The 19,161-nt window shown below is 46.1% G+C and carries 21 protein-coding genes; 6 read left to right on the top strand and 15 right to left on the bottom strand.

The features are described from left to right. Positions 1-32 precede the first annotated feature (32 nt). Positions 33-461: a heme-binding protein gene (locus XMA152_RS04915; RefSeq protein WP_173482915.1), complete on the top strand. Its 429-nt coding sequence runs from the start codon at positions 33-35 to the stop codon at positions 459-461. Between the two features lie 84 nt (positions 462-545). On the opposite strand, the gene XMA152_RS04910 is transcribed toward XMA152_RS04915, so the two are convergent. The 13 genes from XMA152_RS04910 to paaG all read right to left on the bottom strand — a co-directional run bounded on the left by XMA152_RS04910 (position 546) and on the right by paaG (position 12,535). Beyond that, positions 546-1,553, bottom strand: a complete 1,008-nt coding sequence (locus tag XMA152_RS04910) for a TRAP transporter substrate-binding protein (protein ID WP_173480334.1) — start codon at positions 1,551-1,553, stop codon at positions 546-548. 94 nt (positions 1,554-1,647) lie between these two features. Next, a complete protein-coding gene (locus tag XMA152_RS04905; protein ID WP_173480335.1) occupies positions 1,648-2,976 on the bottom strand; it encodes a TRAP transporter large permease in 1,329 nt (442 codons plus the stop codon). A 12-nt stretch (positions 2,977-2,988) separates the two neighbouring features. Further along, entirely contained in the window at positions 2,989-3,519 is a 531-nt protein-coding gene (locus XMA152_RS04900; protein WP_173480336.1) for a TRAP transporter small permease, read from the bottom strand. Further along, positions 3,516-3,974, bottom strand: a complete 459-nt coding sequence (locus XMA152_RS04895) for a DUF3237 domain-containing protein (protein ID WP_173482914.1) — start codon at positions 3,972-3,974, stop codon at positions 3,516-3,518. Before XMA152_RS04895 ends, XMA152_RS04900 begins: the two co-directional genes overlap by 4 nt. A 118-nt stretch (positions 3,975-4,092) precedes the next feature. After that, positions 4,093-6,150 carry a phenylacetic acid degradation bifunctional protein PaaZ gene (gene paaZ, locus XMA152_RS04890; RefSeq protein ID WP_173482913.1) on the bottom strand — a complete coding sequence of 686 codons (2,058 nt, stop codon included), beginning with the start codon at positions 6,148-6,150 and terminating at the stop codon, positions 4,093-4,095. Positions 6,151-6,178: 28 nt separating this feature from the next. Beyond that, positions 6,179-7,255, bottom strand: coding sequence for a 1,2-phenylacetyl-CoA epoxidase subunit PaaE (gene paaE, locus XMA152_RS04885; protein WP_173482912.1), 1,077 nt, complete (start codon positions 7,253-7,255; stop codon positions 6,179-6,181). 14 nt (positions 7,256-7,269) lie between these two features. Beyond that, complete coding sequence (gene paaD / locus XMA152_RS04880) at positions 7,270-7,788, bottom strand: 1,2-phenylacetyl-CoA epoxidase subunit PaaD (RefSeq protein WP_173482911.1); 519 nt, start codon at positions 7,786-7,788, stop codon at positions 7,270-7,272. Next, positions 7,775-8,536, bottom strand: a complete 762-nt coding sequence (paaC, locus tag XMA152_RS04875) for a 1,2-phenylacetyl-CoA epoxidase subunit PaaC (RefSeq protein ID WP_173482910.1) — start codon at positions 8,534-8,536, stop codon at positions 7,775-7,777. The genes paaD and paaC overlap by 14 nt, the downstream gene beginning before the upstream one ends. Before the next feature lie 8 nt (positions 8,537-8,544). Beyond that, positions 8,545-8,826 (bottom strand): 1,2-phenylacetyl-CoA epoxidase subunit PaaB, encoded by a 282-nt coding sequence (gene paaB, locus XMA152_RS04870; RefSeq protein WP_173480342.1) that lies wholly within the window; start codon positions 8,824-8,826, stop codon positions 8,545-8,547. 14 nt (positions 8,827-8,840) lie between these two features. Further along, positions 8,841-9,830 (bottom strand): 1,2-phenylacetyl-CoA epoxidase subunit PaaA, encoded by a 990-nt coding sequence (paaA, locus tag XMA152_RS04865; protein ID WP_173480343.1) that lies wholly within the window; start codon positions 9,828-9,830, stop codon positions 8,841-8,843. A 120-nt stretch (positions 9,831-9,950) separates the two neighbouring features. Next, positions 9,951-11,258 (bottom strand): phenylacetate--CoA ligase PaaK, encoded by a 1,308-nt coding sequence (paaK, locus tag XMA152_RS04860; protein WP_217362003.1) that lies wholly within the window; start codon positions 11,256-11,258, stop codon positions 9,951-9,953. A gap of 27 nt (positions 11,259-11,285) precedes the next feature. After that, positions 11,286-11,741 (bottom strand): hydroxyphenylacetyl-CoA thioesterase PaaI, encoded by a 456-nt coding sequence (gene paaI / locus XMA152_RS04855; protein ID WP_173480345.1) that lies wholly within the window; start codon positions 11,739-11,741, stop codon positions 11,286-11,288. 2 nt (positions 11,742-11,743) lie between these two features. Further along, positions 11,744-12,535, bottom strand: a complete 792-nt coding sequence (gene paaG / locus XMA152_RS04850) for a 2-(1,2-epoxy-1,2-dihydrophenyl)acetyl-CoA isomerase PaaG (protein ID WP_173482908.1) — start codon at positions 12,533-12,535, stop codon at positions 11,744-11,746. Between the two features lie 158 nt (positions 12,536-12,693). Between paaG and paaX the strand changes: the two genes are divergently transcribed. Next, complete coding sequence (paaX, locus tag XMA152_RS04845; protein ID WP_173482907.1) at positions 12,694-13,617, top strand: phenylacetic acid degradation operon negative regulatory protein PaaX; 924 nt, start codon at positions 12,694-12,696, stop codon at positions 13,615-13,617. A 15-nt stretch (positions 13,618-13,632) separates the two neighbouring features. Here the strand turns inward: paaX and XMA152_RS04840 are convergent, their stop codons facing one another. Together XMA152_RS04840 and XMA152_RS04835 are read right to left on the bottom strand one after the other, a co-directional pair. Next, positions 13,633-14,661, bottom strand: a complete 1,029-nt coding sequence (locus tag XMA152_RS04840; protein ID WP_173482906.1) for an NADP(H)-dependent aldo-keto reductase — start codon at positions 14,659-14,661, stop codon at positions 13,633-13,635. 14 nt (positions 14,662-14,675) lie between these two features. Beyond that, positions 14,676-15,278 carry a transferase hexapeptide repeat family protein gene (locus XMA152_RS04835; RefSeq protein WP_173482905.1) on the bottom strand — a complete coding sequence of 201 codons (603 nt, stop codon included), beginning with the start codon at positions 15,276-15,278 and terminating at the stop codon, positions 14,676-14,678. 82 nt (positions 15,279-15,360) lie between these two features. Here XMA152_RS04835 and XMA152_RS04830 point away from each other — a divergent pair, with 82 nt between their 5' ends. The 4 genes from XMA152_RS04830 (at position 15,361) to XMA152_RS04815 (ending at position 19,142) form a co-directional block, all read left to right on the top strand. Continuing rightward, the gene (locus tag XMA152_RS04830) at positions 15,361-16,161 is read left to right on the top strand and encodes an enoyl-CoA hydratase-related protein (RefSeq protein ID WP_173482904.1); all 801 of its coding nucleotides are present in this window, start codon (positions 15,361-15,363) and stop codon (positions 16,159-16,161) included. Between the two features lie 83 nt (positions 16,162-16,244). Then, positions 16,245-16,709 (top strand): DUF4863 family protein, encoded by a 465-nt coding sequence (locus tag XMA152_RS04825; protein ID WP_173482903.1) that lies wholly within the window; start codon positions 16,245-16,247, stop codon positions 16,707-16,709. A gap of 64 nt (positions 16,710-16,773) precedes the next feature. Then, positions 16,774-18,366 carry a benzoate-CoA ligase family protein gene (locus XMA152_RS04820; RefSeq protein ID WP_173482902.1) on the top strand — a complete coding sequence of 531 codons (1,593 nt, stop codon included), beginning with the start codon at positions 16,774-16,776 and terminating at the stop codon, positions 18,364-18,366. Further along, the gene (locus tag XMA152_RS04815) at positions 18,366-19,142 is read left to right on the top strand and encodes an alpha/beta fold hydrolase (RefSeq protein WP_173482901.1); all 777 of its coding nucleotides are present in this window, start codon (positions 18,366-18,368) and stop codon (positions 19,140-19,142) included. The genes XMA152_RS04820 and XMA152_RS04815 overlap by 1 nt, the downstream gene beginning before the upstream one ends. Positions 19,143-19,161 lie beyond the last annotated feature (19 nt).

Raw genomic sequence — 19,161 nt, 5'->3', positions numbered from 1 at the left:
ACACTCGAAATCAGATTGAATTGGAGAAACATATGTTAAATATTACACGCTTAGATATATCTGATGCGGGGCTTTTGATTGAGGGTGCTCGCCTGAAGGCTAAAGAGATAGGTATTCCTATGTGTATCTCTATTGTCGATGAGTCGGGTAACCTTATCGCTTTTGAGCGTATGGATGGCGGGAAAATTACCAGTGTAACCATCTCTCAAGACAAAGCATTCACGGCGGCGGCGGCGAAGAAAGCGACCCATGAATACAATGCTGTGTGTCAACCAGGTTCACTGGTGTTCGGTATACATACCGCCCTAGGTGGTCGTCTATGTGTTGTAGGGGGCGGTTTGCCGATAGAACATGATGGCCAAGTCGTTGGGGGGATCGGTTTAAGCTCGGGTACGCCTACACAGGATATGGAGTGTGCCCAGGCGGGGATTGATCATTGGCGATCACAGGTACAGGCTTAGCTTCACTGTAGGTAGGCCAGATTAGCCTTTAAGCCTTGAAATAAAAAGGGAAGCATATGCTTCCCTTTGATTATTTAGAACAGATTACTTTTGGTAGTTACGGAACGCTTCAAGAGCGGCTTTTGCATCGACACCGCGATCGGCTACCGATTCCATCCACATTGCGTCAAGACCCTTCATAGTGTTACGCATGTCTGCAGCGAGTTTTTCGTAGCTATCAACCATATGGATGTTAGTACCTACCTCTTTTGCATGCGTCATGCCGATCGCATCCATATCCTGCCATGTCTTACCTTGCATTCGAGATAGATTTTCACCTAGAGCTGCACGGATTGCTTCAGCATCTTTTGGATCTAGATCTTCCATGAATTCCTGGTTAGCTACGAAGCTGAACACAATGGTGTAAAGCGCTGTTGGGAAGACGGTTAGGTGGTCAGTGACTTCATCCAGTTTAAAGAACTTGTGTTCACCAGCTGGAAGGAAGGTACCATCAACAACACCTTGCTGCAGCTTCTCGTAAGAGCTAGGCGCTGAACCGCCGACAGGGGTCACTTCCAAGCGTGCAGCTAGTTCATTGACCATACCGCCGCCAAGACGGATCTTTTTACCCTTGAGGTCGTCTAAGCTGTTGATACGGAATTTAGAGTGGATAATGCCAGGTGCGTGTACCCACATGCCTAGTAGTTCTAGGCCTTCGTATTCGTTGGCATCAGCAAAATACTCTTGCTGCACCTTCCATAATGCTACAGATGCATCTTCTGCATCCGACATTTCACCTGGGATTTCAGCAACACCGGTTAAAGCAAAGCGACCTGGCGTGTAAGCGTTTACACCCCAAGAGGCATCAATGATGCCATCTTCTACTGACGAGTAGATTGTCTTTGGGTGACCTTGGAAGTTTTCGATAACAACCTTAACGCGGCCTTCAGTTGCCTCTTCAACCATCTTTTTGAACTCTGGCATCGCAACAGAGTTTTGTGGGTGAGTAGGTGGTAGCCAAGTCGCAACACGCATGGTTGTTTCAGCCATTGCGTTCATTGAGATTGCAGCGCCTACCGCTAGGCCGATTGCTTTAAGTTTTAGGTTGGTCATGTTTATTGCTCTCATTTTAAATGGTTATTTTTATAGTAAAAAAACAGTAAAAGTTATTTTAGGGATGACTTCCACTGCACCTTAGTCGAAACTGTTAACGATATAGCAGATCCGGCAAGAATAGGGTGATCGGTACAAAAGCGACGATCAGTGCTAAGCGTACAATGTCGGCACACCAGAATGGTGTTACGCCTTTAAAGATCGTGCCGGTTTTAATGTCTTTGAGAACAGCGCTGAGGACAAAGACATTCATACCCACCGGCGGTGTAATCAGACTGATCTCTGTCACTACAACCACCACGATGCCATACCAGACAAGATCGAATCCTAGGCTATCAATCAACGGGTAGAACACAGGGACCGTTAGCAGCAGCATTGATAGGCTTTCAAATACCATTCCCAAAAGAATGTAGATGCAAAGAATAACGATAATGACGGCCATGGGAGAGACATCAAGCGACTGCACAAACTCAAGAAGCCAAACGGGTAGACCGGCACGGTTGATGAAGTCAGAGAAGATCAATGCGCCGATGATCACGGCAAATAGCATGGTCGATGTTCGAACGGTATCCGACAGTACTTCGTAGGTTTTCACCAGATTGAGTTGTCCACGAAGTAGGGCGATCAAGAATGCGCCTGCCGCACCAATACCGGCTGCTTCGGTAGGCGTAAAGACGCCTAAGTAGATACCGCCCATTACGATCGTGAACAGCAGAAGTACACCCCAGATGCCTTTCAGTGCCTGCATGCGTTCTGCCCAGGTGAATTTCTCACCGGCTGGGCCCGATTTAGGATTGCGCATAACGACCCAGCGCACAGCTAACATGTAAAGAATGACGCCTAAAAGACCTGGTATAAAACCTGCCGCAAACAGTTCGCGGATACTGGTCTCTGTCAGTAGGCCGTAAATAACAAGGATGACTGACGGTGGTATCAGAATGCCAAGTGTACCGCCCGCTGCAATGGATGCGGTTGCAAGTGAATCGGCATAACCAAACTTACGCATTGGTGGCAGTGCAACCTTGGCCATGGTCGCCGACGTTGCTAGGCTGGAGCCACAAATAGCAGAGAAGCCACCACACGCAACAACCGTAGACATGGCGAGACCGCCGCGACGATGACCCAAAAAAGTATAAGCGGCGTTGTATAGCTCTTGAGACAGGCCTGAGCGAGTGACAAAGTTACCCATTAATATGAACAGAGGGACTACTGAGAGAGAGTACTCCTGTGCCGTCTCAATGACACGGTTAGAAGCCAAAGTCAGTGATGCTTTCCAACGGAAGTCGAAAAGGTTATCAAGAGTTAGGCCCTGTAAAATAGCGAAACCAAAGAACCCGACGATCGCCATCGCAAAGGCGATGGGCATTCGGATGACTAGAATTAAAAAGATAAGGAGCGCGAAGCCTATAATTACTGCGGTCATCGTGATAAATCCTTAATGCTTCTCTTTGTATATACGATAGATGCCATAGGTGATCATACCCAGTGCAGTGAACCAACTCATGACGGCGATGTACTCAATTAGATAGCCTACTGGTAGTTCCAAGTATTCTGTTACCTCGCCTCGGCGCAGTTTTCGTGCACCCAGTTGCCAAATACGTACACCGACAACGTAGAAGGAGGTTGAGATCGCCAGTGCCGAAAACATAGCCAGAATACGCACGATTTTGTGGCCAAGTGTTGAGTCTAAAAGGTCCACTAAAATGTGTCCTCCACGCCATGTCACAACAGGCATTTCGGCGAAGATAATGATGGCAAGACCTAGTTGGGTGATCTCAAAAGCACCATCAACCCCATTGTTGAAGAGGTAACGGCCGAAGACATCGGCAACGGTCAACATCATTAAAAAGAAGAGGCCACAAGCCGCTATGACTTCTAAGCCAAAAGCGATCCATCTGAAGGGGCCGGGCTCTGGGTAGTGTTGATCTAGCCACTCCGCGCGGCTAAGGGTAGTCTCGTTACTCATATGACCTCAAAAAAATCGATCTCTACACAGTCAGGTTTACGAACACCCGTGCCGATAAACAGACGTTCCGTAATCCACTGAAAGCGTTCGGCACTGGTTTCAAAAATAGGGGTGCACTTGAAGTAGACTTCGCTTGGATCGACGGGGATTCCATCGATGATCTTTTGTGTTACTTCTGGATCAGCAGCGCGCAGTGCTCGATTCTGTACAAATATGGTCTCGCCATCATCCGACTCAAGCACATAACGTGCATCCAGTTCGGCTAATCTTGGTGAAACGATACGTTGAAAGTCAGCACCACCAGGTAAAACACGGCCATTCCAGCCCTTACCTTGAACGGTGCCACCTGTAATCGGAATCACTCTGCGCGTGCCAAATTGTGCTGCACCTATCTCCTGGGGTGTAGCAATTTCAACACGCAGTGATGCGAAGTGCTTTAACTGTGGAATATCCATTAACGCTATACTCTATTTATTATCTGTAGTTTTTGGATACGAAGCTTATTGTTTAGGTGTACAACATATCACGTGTCGTCTCTAAATCTATGCACTTTTCCAACTAATTCACAAAAAATTATGGCTTTTGCGATTTTTGAACAAGGGTCAGGATATCGTAGCTTGCGACAAGCTCACCGTTTTGATTAACGACTTCGACATCCCAAGAGACAACACCGATAGCATCGCCTTTGTTGTTGACTTTACCTTGGTCAATTTTCGTCTTGCATGTGATTCTAGCTTGTATGGTATCGCCGATACCAACAGGGTTTACGAATCTGAGTGTGTCTAAACCATAGTTGGCCAGGACAGGCCCTACACCCGGATCAACGAATAGGCCAGCGGCCGCTGAAAGCACAAAATAGCCATGAGCGATGCGTTTCTCGAACATGGAGTCACAGGCCGCTTGCTCATCGAAGTGCATGTAAAAATGATCGCCTGAGAGGCATCCAAAATTAACAATATCAGCTTCTGTAACCGTTCTTCTGTGAGTTAATAGAGTCTGACCGATCTCGAGCTCATCGAAATGGTAACGGAATGGATGAAGCGGTTTTTCGATTTTGTCTGCGCCACGGACATATTGGCCTGTCACCGCCATCAGCATCGTTGGTGATCCTTGAACAGAAGCACGTTGCATGTAGTGTTTAACCGCTCGAATTCCGCCTAGTTCTTCACCGCCGCCAGCTCGACCTGGTCCGCCATGTTTAAGCATGGGTAACGGTGACCCGTGACCAGTAGATTCTTTTGATGAACGTTCGTCCAAAATGTGAACGCGTCCATGCCATACAGCCAGTTTAGGTGCTACCACGCCTGCGATGGCAGGGTCTTTAGTGGTTAATGTTGTCACCAAAGAGCCTTTGCCGCGTGCAGCGAGTGTGCAAGCGTGATCAACGTCTCTGTACGGCATCAGTGTGCTAACAGGTCCAAAAGGTTCAATATCGTGAGCCCCTCCCTCTGCGTCTGGAGAGGTGTTTAGTAGCAATGTAGGTTCAAAGAACGCGCCCTTTTCAGTGCCTTCACCAAAGGGTTTGCACTCTGCACCTCTACCAAGAAGCACGTCGCTGCTGGACATCAACATCTCTAGTTTTTCTTGTACATCACGCTGCTGATCTATTGAAGCAAGGGCTCCCATTCGAACACCTTCAATCGTTGGATCACCTAAAGTCGTTTTACCCAGTCTCTGTGTTAATGCACCTGAAACCGGTTCGATAAGATGCTCTGGGACTAGGATACGACGGATTGCAGTACATTTTTGTCCTGCTTTGACCGTCATCTCACGCGCCACCTCTTTAACAAAAAGCTCGAATTCCGCATCCTCTGGTGTCACATCAGGTGCTAGGATCGCACAGTTTAATGAGTCTGCCTCTGCATTGAATGGAATAGAGTGATTTAGAATGTTCGCATTGCTTTTTAACATCCGAGCGGTGTCTGCAGAGCCGGTAAAGGTTACGATGTCTTGAGAATCAAGTCGATCCAACAGGTCACCTGTAGACCCTATGATCAGTTGTATAGATCCTAATGGAAGCAGATTAGATTGATGCATCAGCTTCACGCACGCCTCGGTTAAGTAAGAGGTTTGCGAGGCAGGTTTAACGATAGCGGGCACGCCAGCAAGAAAATTGGGGGCGAATTTTTCTAACATTCCCCAAATAGGAAAGTTAAATGCATTGATGTGAACCGCAGCACCTTGCTTCGGAACTAGGATGTGGCTGCCAAAAAATTGTCCGACCTTACCCAGTTGGACAGGATCTCCCTCGTGAAGTGTATTGCCAGAGGGGAGTTCATTACGCCCCATGCTTGCATAAGCAAACAGTGTTGCAATACCACCTTCTATATCGATCCAGCTGTCATTTCTTGTAGCACCAGTATGAGCAGAAATCTGATAAAGAGACTCTTTGTGCTCCATCAGATATTTGCCTAGGTTTCTCAACACCGTGGCTCGTTGTTGAAAATCGAGAGCCAACAGACTTTTGTGACCAATCGTCTTTGCGTAGTCCAGACTTGAACTAAAATCTATTGCTTCAGAGTGAGTAGAAAAGACGGCATCACCATTAATTGCACTATTGAGTGTTTGATGAGCATTCTGACCAATCCATTGGCCTGCGATGAAACTTTGAACGATTGGTGTTGATGACATGATAAATCCGTTTATTGATTATAGTTTTTTATATTTGATCGAAATCTAGAACGACTTTGTCGCTTATTGGGTATGATTGGCAGGAGAGTACAAACCCCTCTTTGACCTCATAGTCTTCAAGCCCGATGCTAACATCCATCTCAACCTGACCCTCAACCACCTTGCATTTGCAGGTTGAGCAGACGCCTGCTTTACAAGAGTAGGGCAACTCTGCACCTTGTTCATTCGCTGCATCTAGGATGTTTTGAGTGTTCTGGGCAAGATCAAACTGCTTAACATGCCCATCGCGCATGATTTCAATGCTAGATAGGTGTGTTGCACGCTCAGCGGCTTCTGTTCGCTGTGCTCTTTTTTCACTACCCTGAGTCGTTCCGAAGAGCTCAAAATGAACGTTTTGCTTCGCGACTCCCGCTTTAATAAGTGATTCACTCACGGTTTCTGTCATTGATTGAGGACCACAAATAAAGACATCCGTTAATTGCTTAACATCGATCCATTTAGAGAAGAGGGCTTCACATTTCTCTGCGTCGATATGACCGTTATAAAGGTCTATGTCCTGTTGTTCGCGACTGAAGATGAAAATGAGATTTAAACGTCCCATGTAACTGTTTTTAAGATCTTCCAATTGATCTTTGAACATGGTGGAACCCGTCGCTCTGTTGCCATATATCAGTGTGACGCGGCTTTTTGGCTCCGATCTCAAAATGGTTTTGACCTGCGATAGAATAGGTGTGATACCACTGCCTGCTGCCATTAAAAGATAGTTACCTGAGCGCTCTTCATTAAGATCGGTATAGAAGTGCCCCATGGGTTCCATGACATCAATTTCATCCCCAATTGCCAACTGATCATTGGCAAAGTTGGAGAACAAACCGTCAGGCACTCGCTTTACAGCAACTCTAAGCTCGTTGTCATGGACACCACTGCAGATTGAATAAGAGCGGCGTACCTCTTCGTTATTGATGTTAGCTTTTAATGTTAGGTATTGACCTTGATTAAATCGAAAACGTTCCTGAATCTCGCACGGTACTTCGAAAGCTAACGAGACTGAGTCGCGTGTCTCTTCTGTGCGATCAGCAATTTTTAAACGGTGGAAGTTGCTCATTTTATCTCCCTAGCTTAGATGCATTTGAAGTAATCAAATGGTTCTAGACAGTCGTTACATTGGTACAGCGCTTTACACGCTGTGGAACCAAATTCTGTAATCTCTTTCGTATTGCTACTATCACAAACTGGACAAGGAATCGCTTGATCGAGTTGTGGCTTGTCAGCACTGCCGATGGGCGGTGCTATGCCATACTCTTTTAAACGGAGGCGACCGCGTTCTGTGATCCAGTCTGTCGTCCAAGCGGGTGCAAGTCTTTGCTCAATAGTAACGGCATTGAACCCCGAATCTTCAAGGGCTCGTTTAGCGCTCTGTTCAATGTGCTCTGTGGCTGGACAACCGGAATAGGTTGGCGTTAAAACGACTTGTAATAGTCCACCAACGGGTGTGATTTCGCGAACAATACCCAAGTCAGTAAGACTCACAACCGGTACTTCCGGATCCATGACTTCATCCAGAACTGACCAAGCTAACTTAATTGACTCTTCTGTCAGCTCAGGTCGATCAGTTGCAATCAACTCACCAGCTTGCATTCGGGTATGCTCGTTGTAAAAACTGCATCTCAGCTAAGATAAAACCAAGGCTTTCTGTATGCAGACCCTTAGCTCCACTGAGGTAGTTGTTATCAGCAGCCTCAGGTTGCATCAGTGTTGCTTCAGTTAATGTCTTTGAGATGATCGCGTGCCAATCACTGCAAAGATCATTTACACCTGGTGCAATACCAGATGAATCCAATGTCTTGAACAGTTCGCACGGCTTGGCTGGCTCGAATGTGAAATGCCAGATTTTGTCTAATGCGGATTGCATGCGTTCGTGGCTTTCAGAAGTGCCGTCGCCCAGTCGTTTTATCCATTCACTCGAACGACGGATATGATAACTAGACTCTTTAAGGGACTTAGCCGCGATGCCCGCTATTTTCTCATCAGATGAACTACACAGTTTTTCAAGAAGAGGATAGTGCCAAGCATCAAATAGAAACTGCTTAGCCATCGTCATCGCAAAGTCACCGTTTGGCTGTTCAACAATTAGAAGATTTCTGTACTCGCCTTGGTCTCTCAGGAAGACCAGATCGTCGGCTGTGCGACCATCACCAATACGTTCAGCGGCATACTCTAACCAGTTACGCGCTTGTCCGACTAGATCAAGGCCGACATTCATCAATGCGACTTCTTCTTCAAGAGCGGGTGCTCCTCCAACAAGTTCACACAGACGCTGGGCCTGTATCATGGCGCTATCGCCAAGTTGAAGCAGAAGTTCCGTTGTATCATCAAAACGTTTCATAGGGGCCTCTACATGTGTCCAACTTCATCAGGCAGTTTGTAAAAGCCAGCATGTCGGTAAATTTTGTCATCGGATGGATCGAATAACGCCTCTTTTTCATCCGTTGCTGTGGCCGTTATCGATGCAGATGGTACGACCCAAATACTCACTCCCTCGTTGCGTCGTGTATATAGATCGCGCGCGTTCTCGATAGCCATCTCAGAATCCGCGGCATGCACACTCCCGACATGCTTATGGTTTAGGCCGTGTTTACTTCGGATAAACACTTCAAATAGGGTCCAATCAGCCATAGTAGTTCTCCAAATTAAGCAGCATTACGCTGTTGTTTTTTGTTGGCGTAAGCAACAGCAGCTTCACGAACCCAAGCGCCTTCATCAATCGCCTTTTTACGCTGGGCAACACGCTCTTTATTACAAGGGCCGTTACCTTTGAGTACTTCGAAGAACTCTGTCCAATCGATTTCTCCATATTCCCAATGTCCGGTCTCTTCATTAAATTTCAGATCAGGGTCAGGCGCAGTACAGCCTAGAATTTGCAGTTGTGGAATGGTTTGATCGATAAAACGCTGGCGTAGCTCATCATTTGAGTGACGTTTGATTTTCCAAGCCATTGATTGGGCGCTATTGGGTGAGTGAGCATCGGATGGCCCAAACATCATCAGTACAGGCCACCAGAAACGGTTAATGGAGTCTTGAACCATCTCCTTTTGAGCGTCGTTTCCTTCGCGCATAAGGTGCAGAAGAATTTCATAGCCCTGGCGTTGGTGGAAACTCTCCTCTTTGCAGACTCGGATCATTGCTCGAGAGTAGGGTCCATAAGAGGTTCTTTGCAAAGGTACTTGGTTCACTATGGCCGCACCATCGACAAGCCAACCAATGGTTCCCATATCAGCCCAGTTCAAAGTAGGGTAGTTGAAAATACTGGAGTATTTCGCCTTGCCCTCGTGCATTTTTTGGACCTCTTCATCACGATCAGCGCCCAGTGTTTCCATAGCACTGTACAGGTACAGACCATGCCCGGCTTCATCTTGAATTTTGGCCATCAATTGCAACTTTCGCTTCAGTGTGGGTGCGCGAGTAACCCAGTTACCCTCAGGCAGCATGCCCACGATTTCTGAATGCGCATGTTGTGAAATTTGACGTATCAGTGTTTTCCGGTATGCCTCTGGCATCCAGTTCTTAGGTTCAATCTTTATTTCCGCGTCAATACGAGCCTGAAATGCCTGTTCTTCTGATGACATCTCTGTAGTTGATTTGACACTTTTAACACCGGTTTCAACCATCTGTGCGTACATAACAGACCTCTCTTTAAATGATTCAAGTCATCATATCAAAAGCGACACTAAAAAATAACAAGTATTTAAATTTTTGTATCGCATTTGGGCTCAAGTTCACACGATATTGCGTGTGTTCATTTATCTCTCATCAAATACGCGCTGTGCTTTACCTTCTGAACGAGCTATGGACCCTATGTCTCGAAGTTGAACACCGATACTGATGCCGACTGACGATTTTACATGATGCTTCAATGCCGCGATTTGTTGAGCCGTTGTCTCCTCAGGTTGTTGAGCAAACTCTGAACGTAACTCTATATGAACCATCATGCTGTCCATGTTTCCTTCGCGGTGCAGGTGGATTTCGTAATTTTCCGAGAATTGCGGAACTTTACAAACCTCTTCCTCAATTTGAGTAGGAAATACGTTTACACCGCGAATGATCATCATGTCATCACTACGGCCGGTGATTTTATCGATTCGACGCATAGGGCGAGCGGTACCCGGAAGAAGCCTTGTCAGGTCTCGCGTTCGATAGCGCAGCATAGGCAAAGCTTCTTTGCTCAGGGTTGTGAAGACTAATTCACCAAGCTCACCATCGGGCAGTACTTCACCGGTTTCAGGGTTAATAATCTCGGGGTAGAAGTGATCTTCCCATACTGTGGGTCCATCCTGTGTTTCGCCACACTCTTGTGCTACACCTGGTCCCATGATCTCTGAGAGACCGTAGATATCGGTAGCCGTGATGCCAAGACGTCGCTGCATGGAAAGACGAAGATCATTTGTCCAAGGCTCAGCACCAAATATCCCGAGTTTTAGACTCAATTGATGTGGGTCGATACCCTGTCTCTCCATCTCATCGGCAATATTGAGCATGTAAGAGGGTGTGACCATAATGATGTCAGGATTGAAATCCCTAATTAAGCGAACCTGCTTTTCTGTCTGTCCACCGGACATAGGGATGACAGTACAGCCAAGCCGCTCTGCACCATAGTGGGCGCCTAGACCACCCGTAAATAGACCGTATCCATACGATACATGAACCTTATCGCCCGGTTTTCCTCCTGCCGCACGAATCGATCGTGCTACGAGATTGGCCCAGTGATCGATATCATTTTTAGTATAACCCACCACAGTTGGATTACCTGTTGTGCCACTTGAAGCATGAAGTCGCACGATCTGATCCATGGGCGTTGCAAACAACCCAAATGGGTAGTGGTCTCTCAAGTCACTCTTGGTGGTAAATGGGATAATAGATAAATCATCCAGTGTTTTGATGTCTGAAGGGTGTATACCTTTATCATCAAAGCGCTTTTTGTATAGAGCGACATTATCATAAGCGTGAGATACGCTTTTCTTTAAACGATCTAGTTGTGTGGCGCGAAGCTCATCAATACTGGCCCGTTCCATCGGGTCCAGTTGATCTGGTGTGAAAGAGGTATCAACCATCATTGCTTAATTCCTTTTAAAATCTTGTTATGAGTGCTCACTTTCCGGAAGAACAGTTCCTTTTAAGGCATAGGATTTGCCTCTAAAAATCGCAATTAATTTATTATCTTGATTACGTATCTCAACATCATAATTACCCGTACGCCCTGATCGACTTCTCTCTTGTGCAGTTGCAGTTAAATGATCACCCATCAAACCAGGTGCAACGTAGTCGATGCTGCAACCTATCGCAACGCAGGGCTGATTGTAGGTATTACAGGCGAGTGCAAAGGCTGAGTCAGCCAGTGTGAACAGATAACCACCATGACATGTATTGTGGCCCTGTACCATAAAGTCTTTAACGAACATCGACATAGAGGCTTGACCAGGTGACACGCTGCTCATCTTCATTTCAAGATGATTGGTTGCAGTATCACGGGAATAGAGCTCCTTTGCGCAGGCTTCAGCAAGCTCTTGTGCTGTTTGAGATCTTGAATCCTTCATAATTAGCAACCTTTATAGTCAGGCTGGCGCTTTTCAATGAAGGCGTTAACACCCTCTTTATAATCATCTGAATTGCCAAGACGGGTCTGTATGTCTCGTTCAACGTCCAATTGATCCTCAAGGGAATTGTTAAAGCTTAGGTCCAGTGCCTGCTTTGTTTTGGCCAGCGCTAGTGTGGGTTGTGTCGCCAGTTGCTTTGCGAACGCGATCGATTCTTCATGAAGGAGGTCGTCGTCAACGGCTTTAAATATTAGGCCCCAATCAACGGCTTGTTCGGCGCTTAAAGGGTTCCCAAGCATAGCGAGTTGCTTCGCACGTGCCAGGCCAACCAAACGAGGTAATAGCCATGTGCCGGCTGAATCGGGTATCAGACCTATCTTACAAAAGGCTTGAACAAACTTAGCGGATTTAGCAGCGATAACGAAATCACACGCCAGTGGAATATTGGCACCTGCGCCTGCTGCGATGCCATTGACTGCACAAACGACGGGTTTTTCCATGTGGTAGAGACGTTTTACAGTGTTATTGTAGTAGGACTCGATAACATTTCCGAGGTTTGGCATTGGCTCAGCAGGCTTAACCATAGCATCAGAGAGATCCTGACCAGCGCAAAAAGCACGTCCAGCACCGGTTAAATAAACAGCTCTTACTTGAGAGTCCTTGGCGGCTGAATCCAATGCTAAATGCAGCGAATGATGCATTGCTTCATTAAAACTGTTTAAAGTGTCTGGTCTGTTGAGTGTAATCATAGCTACACCCTCAGACACCTCATATATGATATCGGTTAAATTCATTACTTAGACTCGTGCTCTTGTCGTTATTCATTAATGCACAGAAATTAAGTACCCGTGTACTGGATACTTTGTTAACGTATCTAAATATGCCGTAAAAAAAGATACATTTCAAATTATGCTTTCTGTATTTTTGTATCGCTTTATTTGGAAATAGATTAATGCAACAAACCTTATGCGCCGATTTGTGCATCCAGCGCTTTCAATCTCAAACACCTCTCAGGGTGCCTTCTCTTATTATTAGTGTTTGGGGAGATTCGATTGTTGCCCATGGTGGTGAAGTATGGCTCGGAAGTCTGATTCGACTTTTGGAACCCTTTGGTATCAATGAACGTTTGATGCGAACATCCGTTTTTCGCCTGACACAAGAGGGCTGGCTCCTATCCCATAAAGTGGGACGCAAAAGCTTTTATCGACTAAGCCCTGATGGTGAGTACCGTTTTAGTGCAGCGTTTAATCGCGTCTATCGGCTGAATGTCCCTCAGTGGCAAGGAGTTTGGACGTTATTGCTAATCTCCGCTCTAACTGCAGATGAGAAAAAGTCGCTTTCAGATGATTTATCACTCAGCGGCTTTGGCTCACTCAGTAACTCTGTACTAGCCTTTCCTCAAGCCGATCGCGATGACGTCATATCAATCCTGAGAGAAAATGGATTAGCTGATAGAGTGGTTCTGTTCGAATCTCAGGTAGTGAATGAAAGTGAACAAGCTCTTCGAAATCTTATTTGGCAGGGCTGGGGTCTGAAGTCTTTGAATGACGCCTATATTGATTTTGTCGATTTCTATCAGTCTCTTAATGCCCCTGCGATGCATGCTCAGCTTCAAGATCCCAAAACGGCATTCATTACTCGAACGCTCATGATTCATGAATATCGAAAACTGGCACTAAGAGACCCTTCTTTTCCTGATCAAATACTCGGCAGCCGATGGCTAGGCAATGAAGCTAGAAGCTTATGTGCATCACTTTATAAGCAACTGACACCGGCGGCCCATCATTGGATTATCAATGAGTTAGAGGGGAGGCAGGGTAAATTGCCGCCGATATCCAATGATTTTTTGAATAGATTCGACGGCATTAATGTTTAAATTTGGATTCCAGGGCTAAGGTGCAGGGTTTGGTTGTGAGTTATGAATCTTGTTAATTGCTTTTAGCTGATCTTTATCCAACACTAACGCTTCACTAACAATGTTGGATTTCAGTTGTTCCATTGTAGTTGCACCAATGATCGTTGAGAGAACAAAGGGTTGTTGGTTAACAAATGCCAGTGCCATTTGGGAAGGTTCCATCCCCCACTGCTCTGCAAGCTGACAGTACGCTTCGATTGTTGTTTCACACTCTTTGCTTGAGTAACGCGCGAAACGTTCAAAAAGAGTGATTCGAGCGTTTTCAGGCTTGGCTCCATTTCGATATTTACCACTCAGGGCTCCAAATGCCATGGGCGAATAGGCCATTAAACCGACGTCCTCCCTATGGGATACTTCGGCCATGCCAATTTCATACACACGACTCAACAAGTTGTAAGGATTTTGAACCGTTTCGATTTTAGGGAGTCCCTGTGTTCGAGCGAGCTCTAAATACCGCATAGTTCCCCACGGATTCTCATTTGAAAGCCCAATTGAGCGAATTTTTCCGCTCTTAATCAGTATGTTCAGAGCCTCTAGAGTTTCATGAATCGGGGTGTCATCGGTTTCGCGGTGGCGATAGCCAAGCTGACCAAATATATTCGTACTTCGCTCTGGCCAGTGTAGCTGGTAAAGATCAATGTAATCTGTCTGCATTCTGCGAAGACTGTCATCGACCGCTTTGGTTAAGTACTCTAAATTGTGTTTTGGGCCGCCGCGGAGATACTCCATGCTGGCGCCGGATCCAGCTGCCTTAGTTGCTATTACCCAATCCTCTCGATGTCCATTCTTTGCAAACCAAGTACCAATGATCTCTTCAGATCGGCCAGCTGTCTCAGCAACAGGGGGAACAGGGTACATTTCAGCACAGTCCATGAAGTTGATGCCTTGATCCATTGAGTATTGGATCTGTTCGTGGGCTTCTGCTTCACTGTTCTGCTCACCCCAAGTCATAGTGCCTAGGCAGAGCTTGGATACCTTTTTTCCATCAATGCGGGTTAGTGACATGTTTAATTCCTTAACTACTTAACGGTGTCCTGTTTTGGTAAAACTTTCTCACCAATACTGATCGTTTTTCTATTTGGCTCAGCTTCTGTGAGTGGCTCTACTTCTACACATGATTTGAGAGACTCTTTCGCCAGTGCAATATAAGCCTCTGTGCCTTTGTGTTTCCAAGCCATCTCTTGCTCTGATAGTTCGCGCACTACTTTTGCGGGTGTTCCCAAAATCATCGAACCCTCAGGAAAAGAGTCCCCTGTTTTTACAAAGCTGTGAGCCCCGACAAAGCTTCTAGCACCGATCTCGACTTTATCCATGACGGTTGCGCTCATACCTACCAGTACACCTTCACGGATGGTGCATCCATGCAATATTGCACCATGCCCTATGTGGCCATAATCCTCGACAACAACCGTGATATCTTGGAAGCTGTGGACCACTACGCAGTCTTGGATATTGACACCCTTGCCTAGTTTGATGGCTCCAAAATCACCTCGCAGGCTTGCCAGAGGTCCTACGTAGCAATCTTCACCAATGTGTACATCACCCAAAACGACAGCTGTTGGATGAACATAGGCGCTAGGGTGAATGACGGGTGTGACACCTGCTAATTGATAGATGGGCATGTTACTTTACCAATATTATTTTGATTGAATGTGTAATATATTGCATGTTTGGTTTTATTGATAGTCAGTTCGAAGGTTTGGTATGGATACTCTAGAAAATCTTAATAGCGATCGTTTTCCGTCGCTTAATCTTTCACTTCATGGATCCGTGTTGTTGATTCAATTCAACAGACCTCGTGAGCTCAATGCGTTATCGACTGATATGTTGGGTCAAATAGCGACGTGTTTGGTCGAGGCGGATGCTGATACCAACATTTCGGTGATGGTCCTAACGGGTGATGAACGAGCTTTTGCTGCGGGTGCTGATATTGATGAGTTGCAACGTAAAACAGGCGCGGACGTAGCAACCGATCCGCGAAATCAACACTGGGCAGCTATACGACAACTACAAAAGCCTTTACTCGGTGCCGTTAACGGCTTTTGTTTGGGTGGCGGTAATGAATTGGCTATGCTGTGTGATTTCTTGGTAGCAGGCAATAATGCTAAGTTCGGACAGCCCGAGGTTAATCTTGCTATCTTGCCGGGAGCAGGGGGTACTCAAAGACTTGCTACCCTTGTTGGAAAGGGGAAAGCGATGCGCTGGTGTTTAACGGGCGAGTTTATTGATGCCAATGAGGCTCTCTCTTGTGGTTTGGTAACAGAAGTCTGTCAACCCGAGCTAACGATCGAAAAGACTTTGGATATTGCTAAGTTGATCTCAACCAAAGCACCACTTGCAGTTATCGAAAATAAGAGAGCTATTAAAGCAGCCGTTGATCTGCCACTTGATGCAGGTTTGGATGCTGAGCGCTCATCATTTTCTCGTCTTCTTGACAGTGAAGATAAGCATGAGGGTATTTCTGCTTTTAAGGAAAAACGACGCCCTAATTATCAGGGGAAATAACAATATGAAATATATTGCATTGACTTATCTCAAAGATAATGCAACATATAGCCTATAACAATATATAAAATAGGCTTCAGATTATGAATCAAGCGCGTTTCCACGACCTTATTGCGCCGGTGACCCAGTGGTTGGCTGGCCGTGATATTTCTCCTGCCCTAACCGACTCCCTCAACTCAGAGTTTTCCAGTGACAGTGAATGGTTTTCTGAACTCAAAAGTCTCTGCTCCATCGGTGTAGATGAGGGGTGGCTGTGCCAATACGAGGCTGGCGGCATCAAATATGGTCGGGTGTTTAAGCCTAGTAATGACCTTGCAGGTTTCAGCGTCGATGTTGTGCTGATGAATGATGTGGTTGGTCCGCATCACTCGCATCCTAATGGTGAAGTGGATCTGGTTATTCCATTGAACGAAGGCGCTGCATTTGATGGCACCGATCATGGTTGGAAAGTTTACTCACCTGGCAGTGCGCATAAACCGACAGTGGCCAACGGTGAAGCCTTTGTCATCTATCTGTTGCCTGATGGTGCAATAGAGTTTACTCGATAATTCTAAAAATAATTTCTCTTAAGACGGTCCTTAGAACTGTCATTAATAATAAAGGAATCAAGCAATGGATTTTGAATTAAGCAGCTGCGATCACTCGCAAAATCCGCCTGTGGTCAATGTACCTCGAAACTATAATGCAGCCTATGATTTGATGCAGCGTAACTTAAACGCTGGCTTCGGTGATAAGCTTGCTTATATTGATGATCAAGCGACAATTACCTTCTCAGAATTAGACCGAAGGTCCAATCGTCTCGGTTCATCACTTAACTCGCTAGGCGTTCAGGCTGAGCAAAGGGTTTTCTTGTGTGCGCTGGATACTATTGATTGGCCCGTATCGTTCTTGGGTTGTATCAAAGCGGGTGTATTGCCAATAGCAGTCAATACGCTACTCACTTCTAAAGATTATGAGTACATGCTTAATGATAGTCGCGCTAAAGTGGCTATTATAGATCCTAGTTTTGTTCCGACGTTTAAAGAACTTCTAGGTAAAGTACCTACGTTAGAAACTCTGATTGTAACGGGATCAGAGTCTGTGGATGGGTGTGATTCGGTGGCGGATTTAGAAGCAAAAGGCACCGACTCATTCGTAGGGCCTATGACGACTTGTGATGATCCCTGTTTTTGGTTGTACTCGTCAGGTTCGACTGGTGCACCCAAGGGTACGGTTCATATTCACTCCTCCATCATTCAAACGGCGGAATTGTTTGGCAAGGGCGTTCTTGATCTTCAGCAGGATGATGTTGTTTTCTCGGCGGCTAAATTATTCTTTGCCTATGGTTTAGGTAATGCGTTTAGTTTTCCACTATCGGTGGGGGCTACAACGATTCTCTATTCTGGTCGTCCAACGCCTGATTCCGTTTATGAGCGTCTTGAGAAGCATTCGGTAACGGTATTCTGCGGCGTACCTACTTTGTATGCCGGAATGTTGGCAAAACAAGATAAACCTGCAAAAGGCTTATTGCCTATACGTATGAGTACCTCGGCTGGTGAGGCCCTACCTGCTCAATTGTTAGAACAGTGGAGAGAGGAAATGGGTAGCGACATTATTGATGGCATCGGTTCTACCGAGATGCTTCACATATTCCTATCTAATGCTCCAGGTCGCGTGGCACCCGGTACTACAGGTCAACCGGTGCCGGGCTATGAGGTTAAGTTGTTGGATGCTGACGATAATGAAGTACCTTCTGGTGAAATTGGTGATCTTGTAACCAAGGGGCCCTCTACAGCGATCATGTATTGGAATAACCGTGCAAAAAGTACTGCGACCTTCCAAGGTGAATGGACTCGCAGTGGCGATAAGTTCTACATCAATGAAGAGGGTAATTACGTCTACGCAGGTCGCTCAGATGACATGCTCAAAGTGAGCGGAATATATGTATCTCCTGCTGAAGTAGAAGCGACACTTATTCGGCATCCTGCGGTACTTGAAGCCGCCGTTGTCGGAGCGATGGATGATAACGACCTGGTCAAGCCGAAAGCGTACATCATTCTCAAAGAGTCTGTTCAAGAGACTCCAGAGTTAAATCAAGAGTTGAAAGACTTTGTTAAGGCTAATCTTGCGCCGCATAAATATCCGCGTTGGTTTATTTATGTCACGGATTTACCAAAAACAGCGACCGGTAAAATTCAACGGTTCAAATTGCGCGAGCTTGGTTAGTGGTTAATTTTATTGAAGTAGATGGCCGCCAGCATGAGGCGGTTATAACAACACCAGCAGGTGGCGCTAGAAATAGCGTCGCCTTTATTTTGTTGCACGAGGGGCTTGGTTGTGTTGAGTTGTGGAAGGATTTTCCTCAGCAACTTGCGGATCAAACCGGTTCGGATGTTGTTTCTTATAGCAGGGGTGGGTACGGTAAATCGTCTCCCGTTGAGGTACCTCGTCGATTGGACTACATGGCTGAAGAAGCCACAGTCTGGCTGCCCCAAATTATGCAGCAACTTGAGTACGATCAATTTATTCTAGTTGGCCATAGTGATGGCGGTTCAATCGCGTTGATTTTTGCAGGCACCTCAACGGATGATCGTGTGATCGGTGTTGTAACACTTGCAGCCCATGTGTTTAACGAACCTGTTTGTGTAGCAAGTATCGAGAAGGCCCGTGACGCTTATGAGTCAGGCGGTCTTCGCCAAGGGTTGGCCCGTTACCATGGTGACAATGTTGACTGCGCCTTTTGGGGATGGAATAAGGCTTGGCTTGATCCAGACTTTCTCGATTTTAATATCGAGTCCTACTTGGAGTCGATCCGAGTGCCTTTGCTCGTTGTTCAAGGTGATCTAGATGAGTATGGAACACTTGATCAAGTTGATGCAATTGTCTCACAGGCCGGTTCTAGATCCGAGTCATTAGTCATCCCAAATTGTCGTCACTCTATCCATAGAGATGCGCCGGAGCAGTTAATTGCTGCAATAAAAGAATTTAAGCACAGTTTATAAGACGTTAAGGAGTAAATAA

It is taken from the genome of Marinobacterium sp. xm-a-152 (assembly GCF_013282965.1).
In the GTDB taxonomy this organism is placed as follows: domain Bacteria; phylum Pseudomonadota; class Gammaproteobacteria; order Pseudomonadales; family Balneatricaceae; genus Marinobacterium_E.
This window is presented reverse-complemented; position numbering and strand designations above follow the sequence as displayed.

Excerpts from the sequence above, each read along its gene's own strand:
- paaG (WP_173482908.1), bottom strand. The coding sequence starts at position 12,535 with ATGAATTTAACCGATATCATATATGAGGTGTCTGAGGGTGTAGCTATG.
- paaC (WP_173482910.1), bottom strand. The coding sequence starts at position 8,536 with ATGAAACGTTTTGATGATACAACGGAACTTCTGCTTCAACTTGGCGAT.
- XMA152_RS04900 (WP_173480336.1), bottom strand. The coding sequence starts at position 3,519 with ATGAGTAACGAGACTACCCTTAGCCGCGCGGAGTGGCTAGATCAACAC.
- XMA152_RS04840 (WP_173482906.1), bottom strand. The coding sequence starts at position 14,661 with ATGTCACTAACCCGCATTGATGGAAAAAAGGTATCCAAGCTCTGCCTA.
- XMA152_RS04915 (WP_173482915.1), top strand. The coding sequence starts at position 33 with ATGTTAAATATTACACGCTTAGATATATCTGATGCGGGGCTTTTGATT.
- XMA152_RS04895 (WP_173482914.1), bottom strand. The coding sequence starts at position 3,974 with ATGGATATTCCACAGTTAAAGCACTTCGCATCACTGCGTGTTGAAATT.
- paaK (WP_217362003.1), bottom strand. The coding sequence starts at position 11,258 with ATGGTTGATACCTCTTTCACACCAGATCAACTGGACCCGATGGAACGG.
- XMA152_RS04835 (WP_173482905.1), bottom strand. The coding sequence starts at position 15,278 with ATGCCCATCTATCAATTAGCAGGTGTCACACCCGTCATTCACCCTAGC.
- paaA (WP_173480343.1), bottom strand. The coding sequence starts at position 9,830 with ATGTACGCACAGATGGTTGAAACCGGTGTTAAAAGTGTCAAATCAACT.
- XMA152_RS04910 (WP_173480334.1), bottom strand. The coding sequence starts at position 1,553 with ATGACCAACCTAAAACTTAAAGCAATCGGCCTAGCGGTAGGCGCTGCA.
- XMA152_RS04825 (WP_173482903.1), top strand. The coding sequence starts at position 16,245 with ATGAATCAAGCGCGTTTCCACGACCTTATTGCGCCGGTGACCCAGTGG.
- paaZ (WP_173482913.1), bottom strand. The coding sequence starts at position 6,150 with ATGTCATCAACACCAATCGTTCAAAGTTTCATCGCAGGCCAATGGATT.
- paaE (WP_173482912.1), bottom strand. The coding sequence starts at position 7,255 with ATGAGCAACTTCCACCGTTTAAAAATTGCTGATCGCACAGAAGAGACA.
- paaD (WP_173482911.1), bottom strand. The coding sequence starts at position 7,788 with ATGCAAGCTGGTGAGTTGATTGCAACTGATCGACCTGAGCTGACAGAA.
- paaX (WP_173482907.1), top strand. The coding sequence starts at position 12,694 with ATGCAACAAACCTTATGCGCCGATTTGTGCATCCAGCGCTTTCAATCT.
- paaB (WP_173480342.1), bottom strand. The coding sequence starts at position 8,826 with ATGGCTGATTGGACCCTATTTGAAGTGTTTATCCGAAGTAAACACGGC.
- XMA152_RS04820 (WP_173482902.1), top strand. The coding sequence starts at position 16,774 with ATGGATTTTGAATTAAGCAGCTGCGATCACTCGCAAAATCCGCCTGTG.
- XMA152_RS04905 (WP_173480335.1), bottom strand. The coding sequence starts at position 2,976 with ATGACCGCAGTAATTATAGGCTTCGCGCTCCTTATCTTTTTAATTCTA.
- paaI (WP_173480345.1), bottom strand. The coding sequence starts at position 11,741 with ATGAAGGATTCAAGATCTCAAACAGCACAAGAGCTTGCTGAAGCCTGC.
- XMA152_RS04830 (WP_173482904.1), top strand. The coding sequence starts at position 15,361 with ATGGATACTCTAGAAAATCTTAATAGCGATCGTTTTCCGTCGCTTAAT.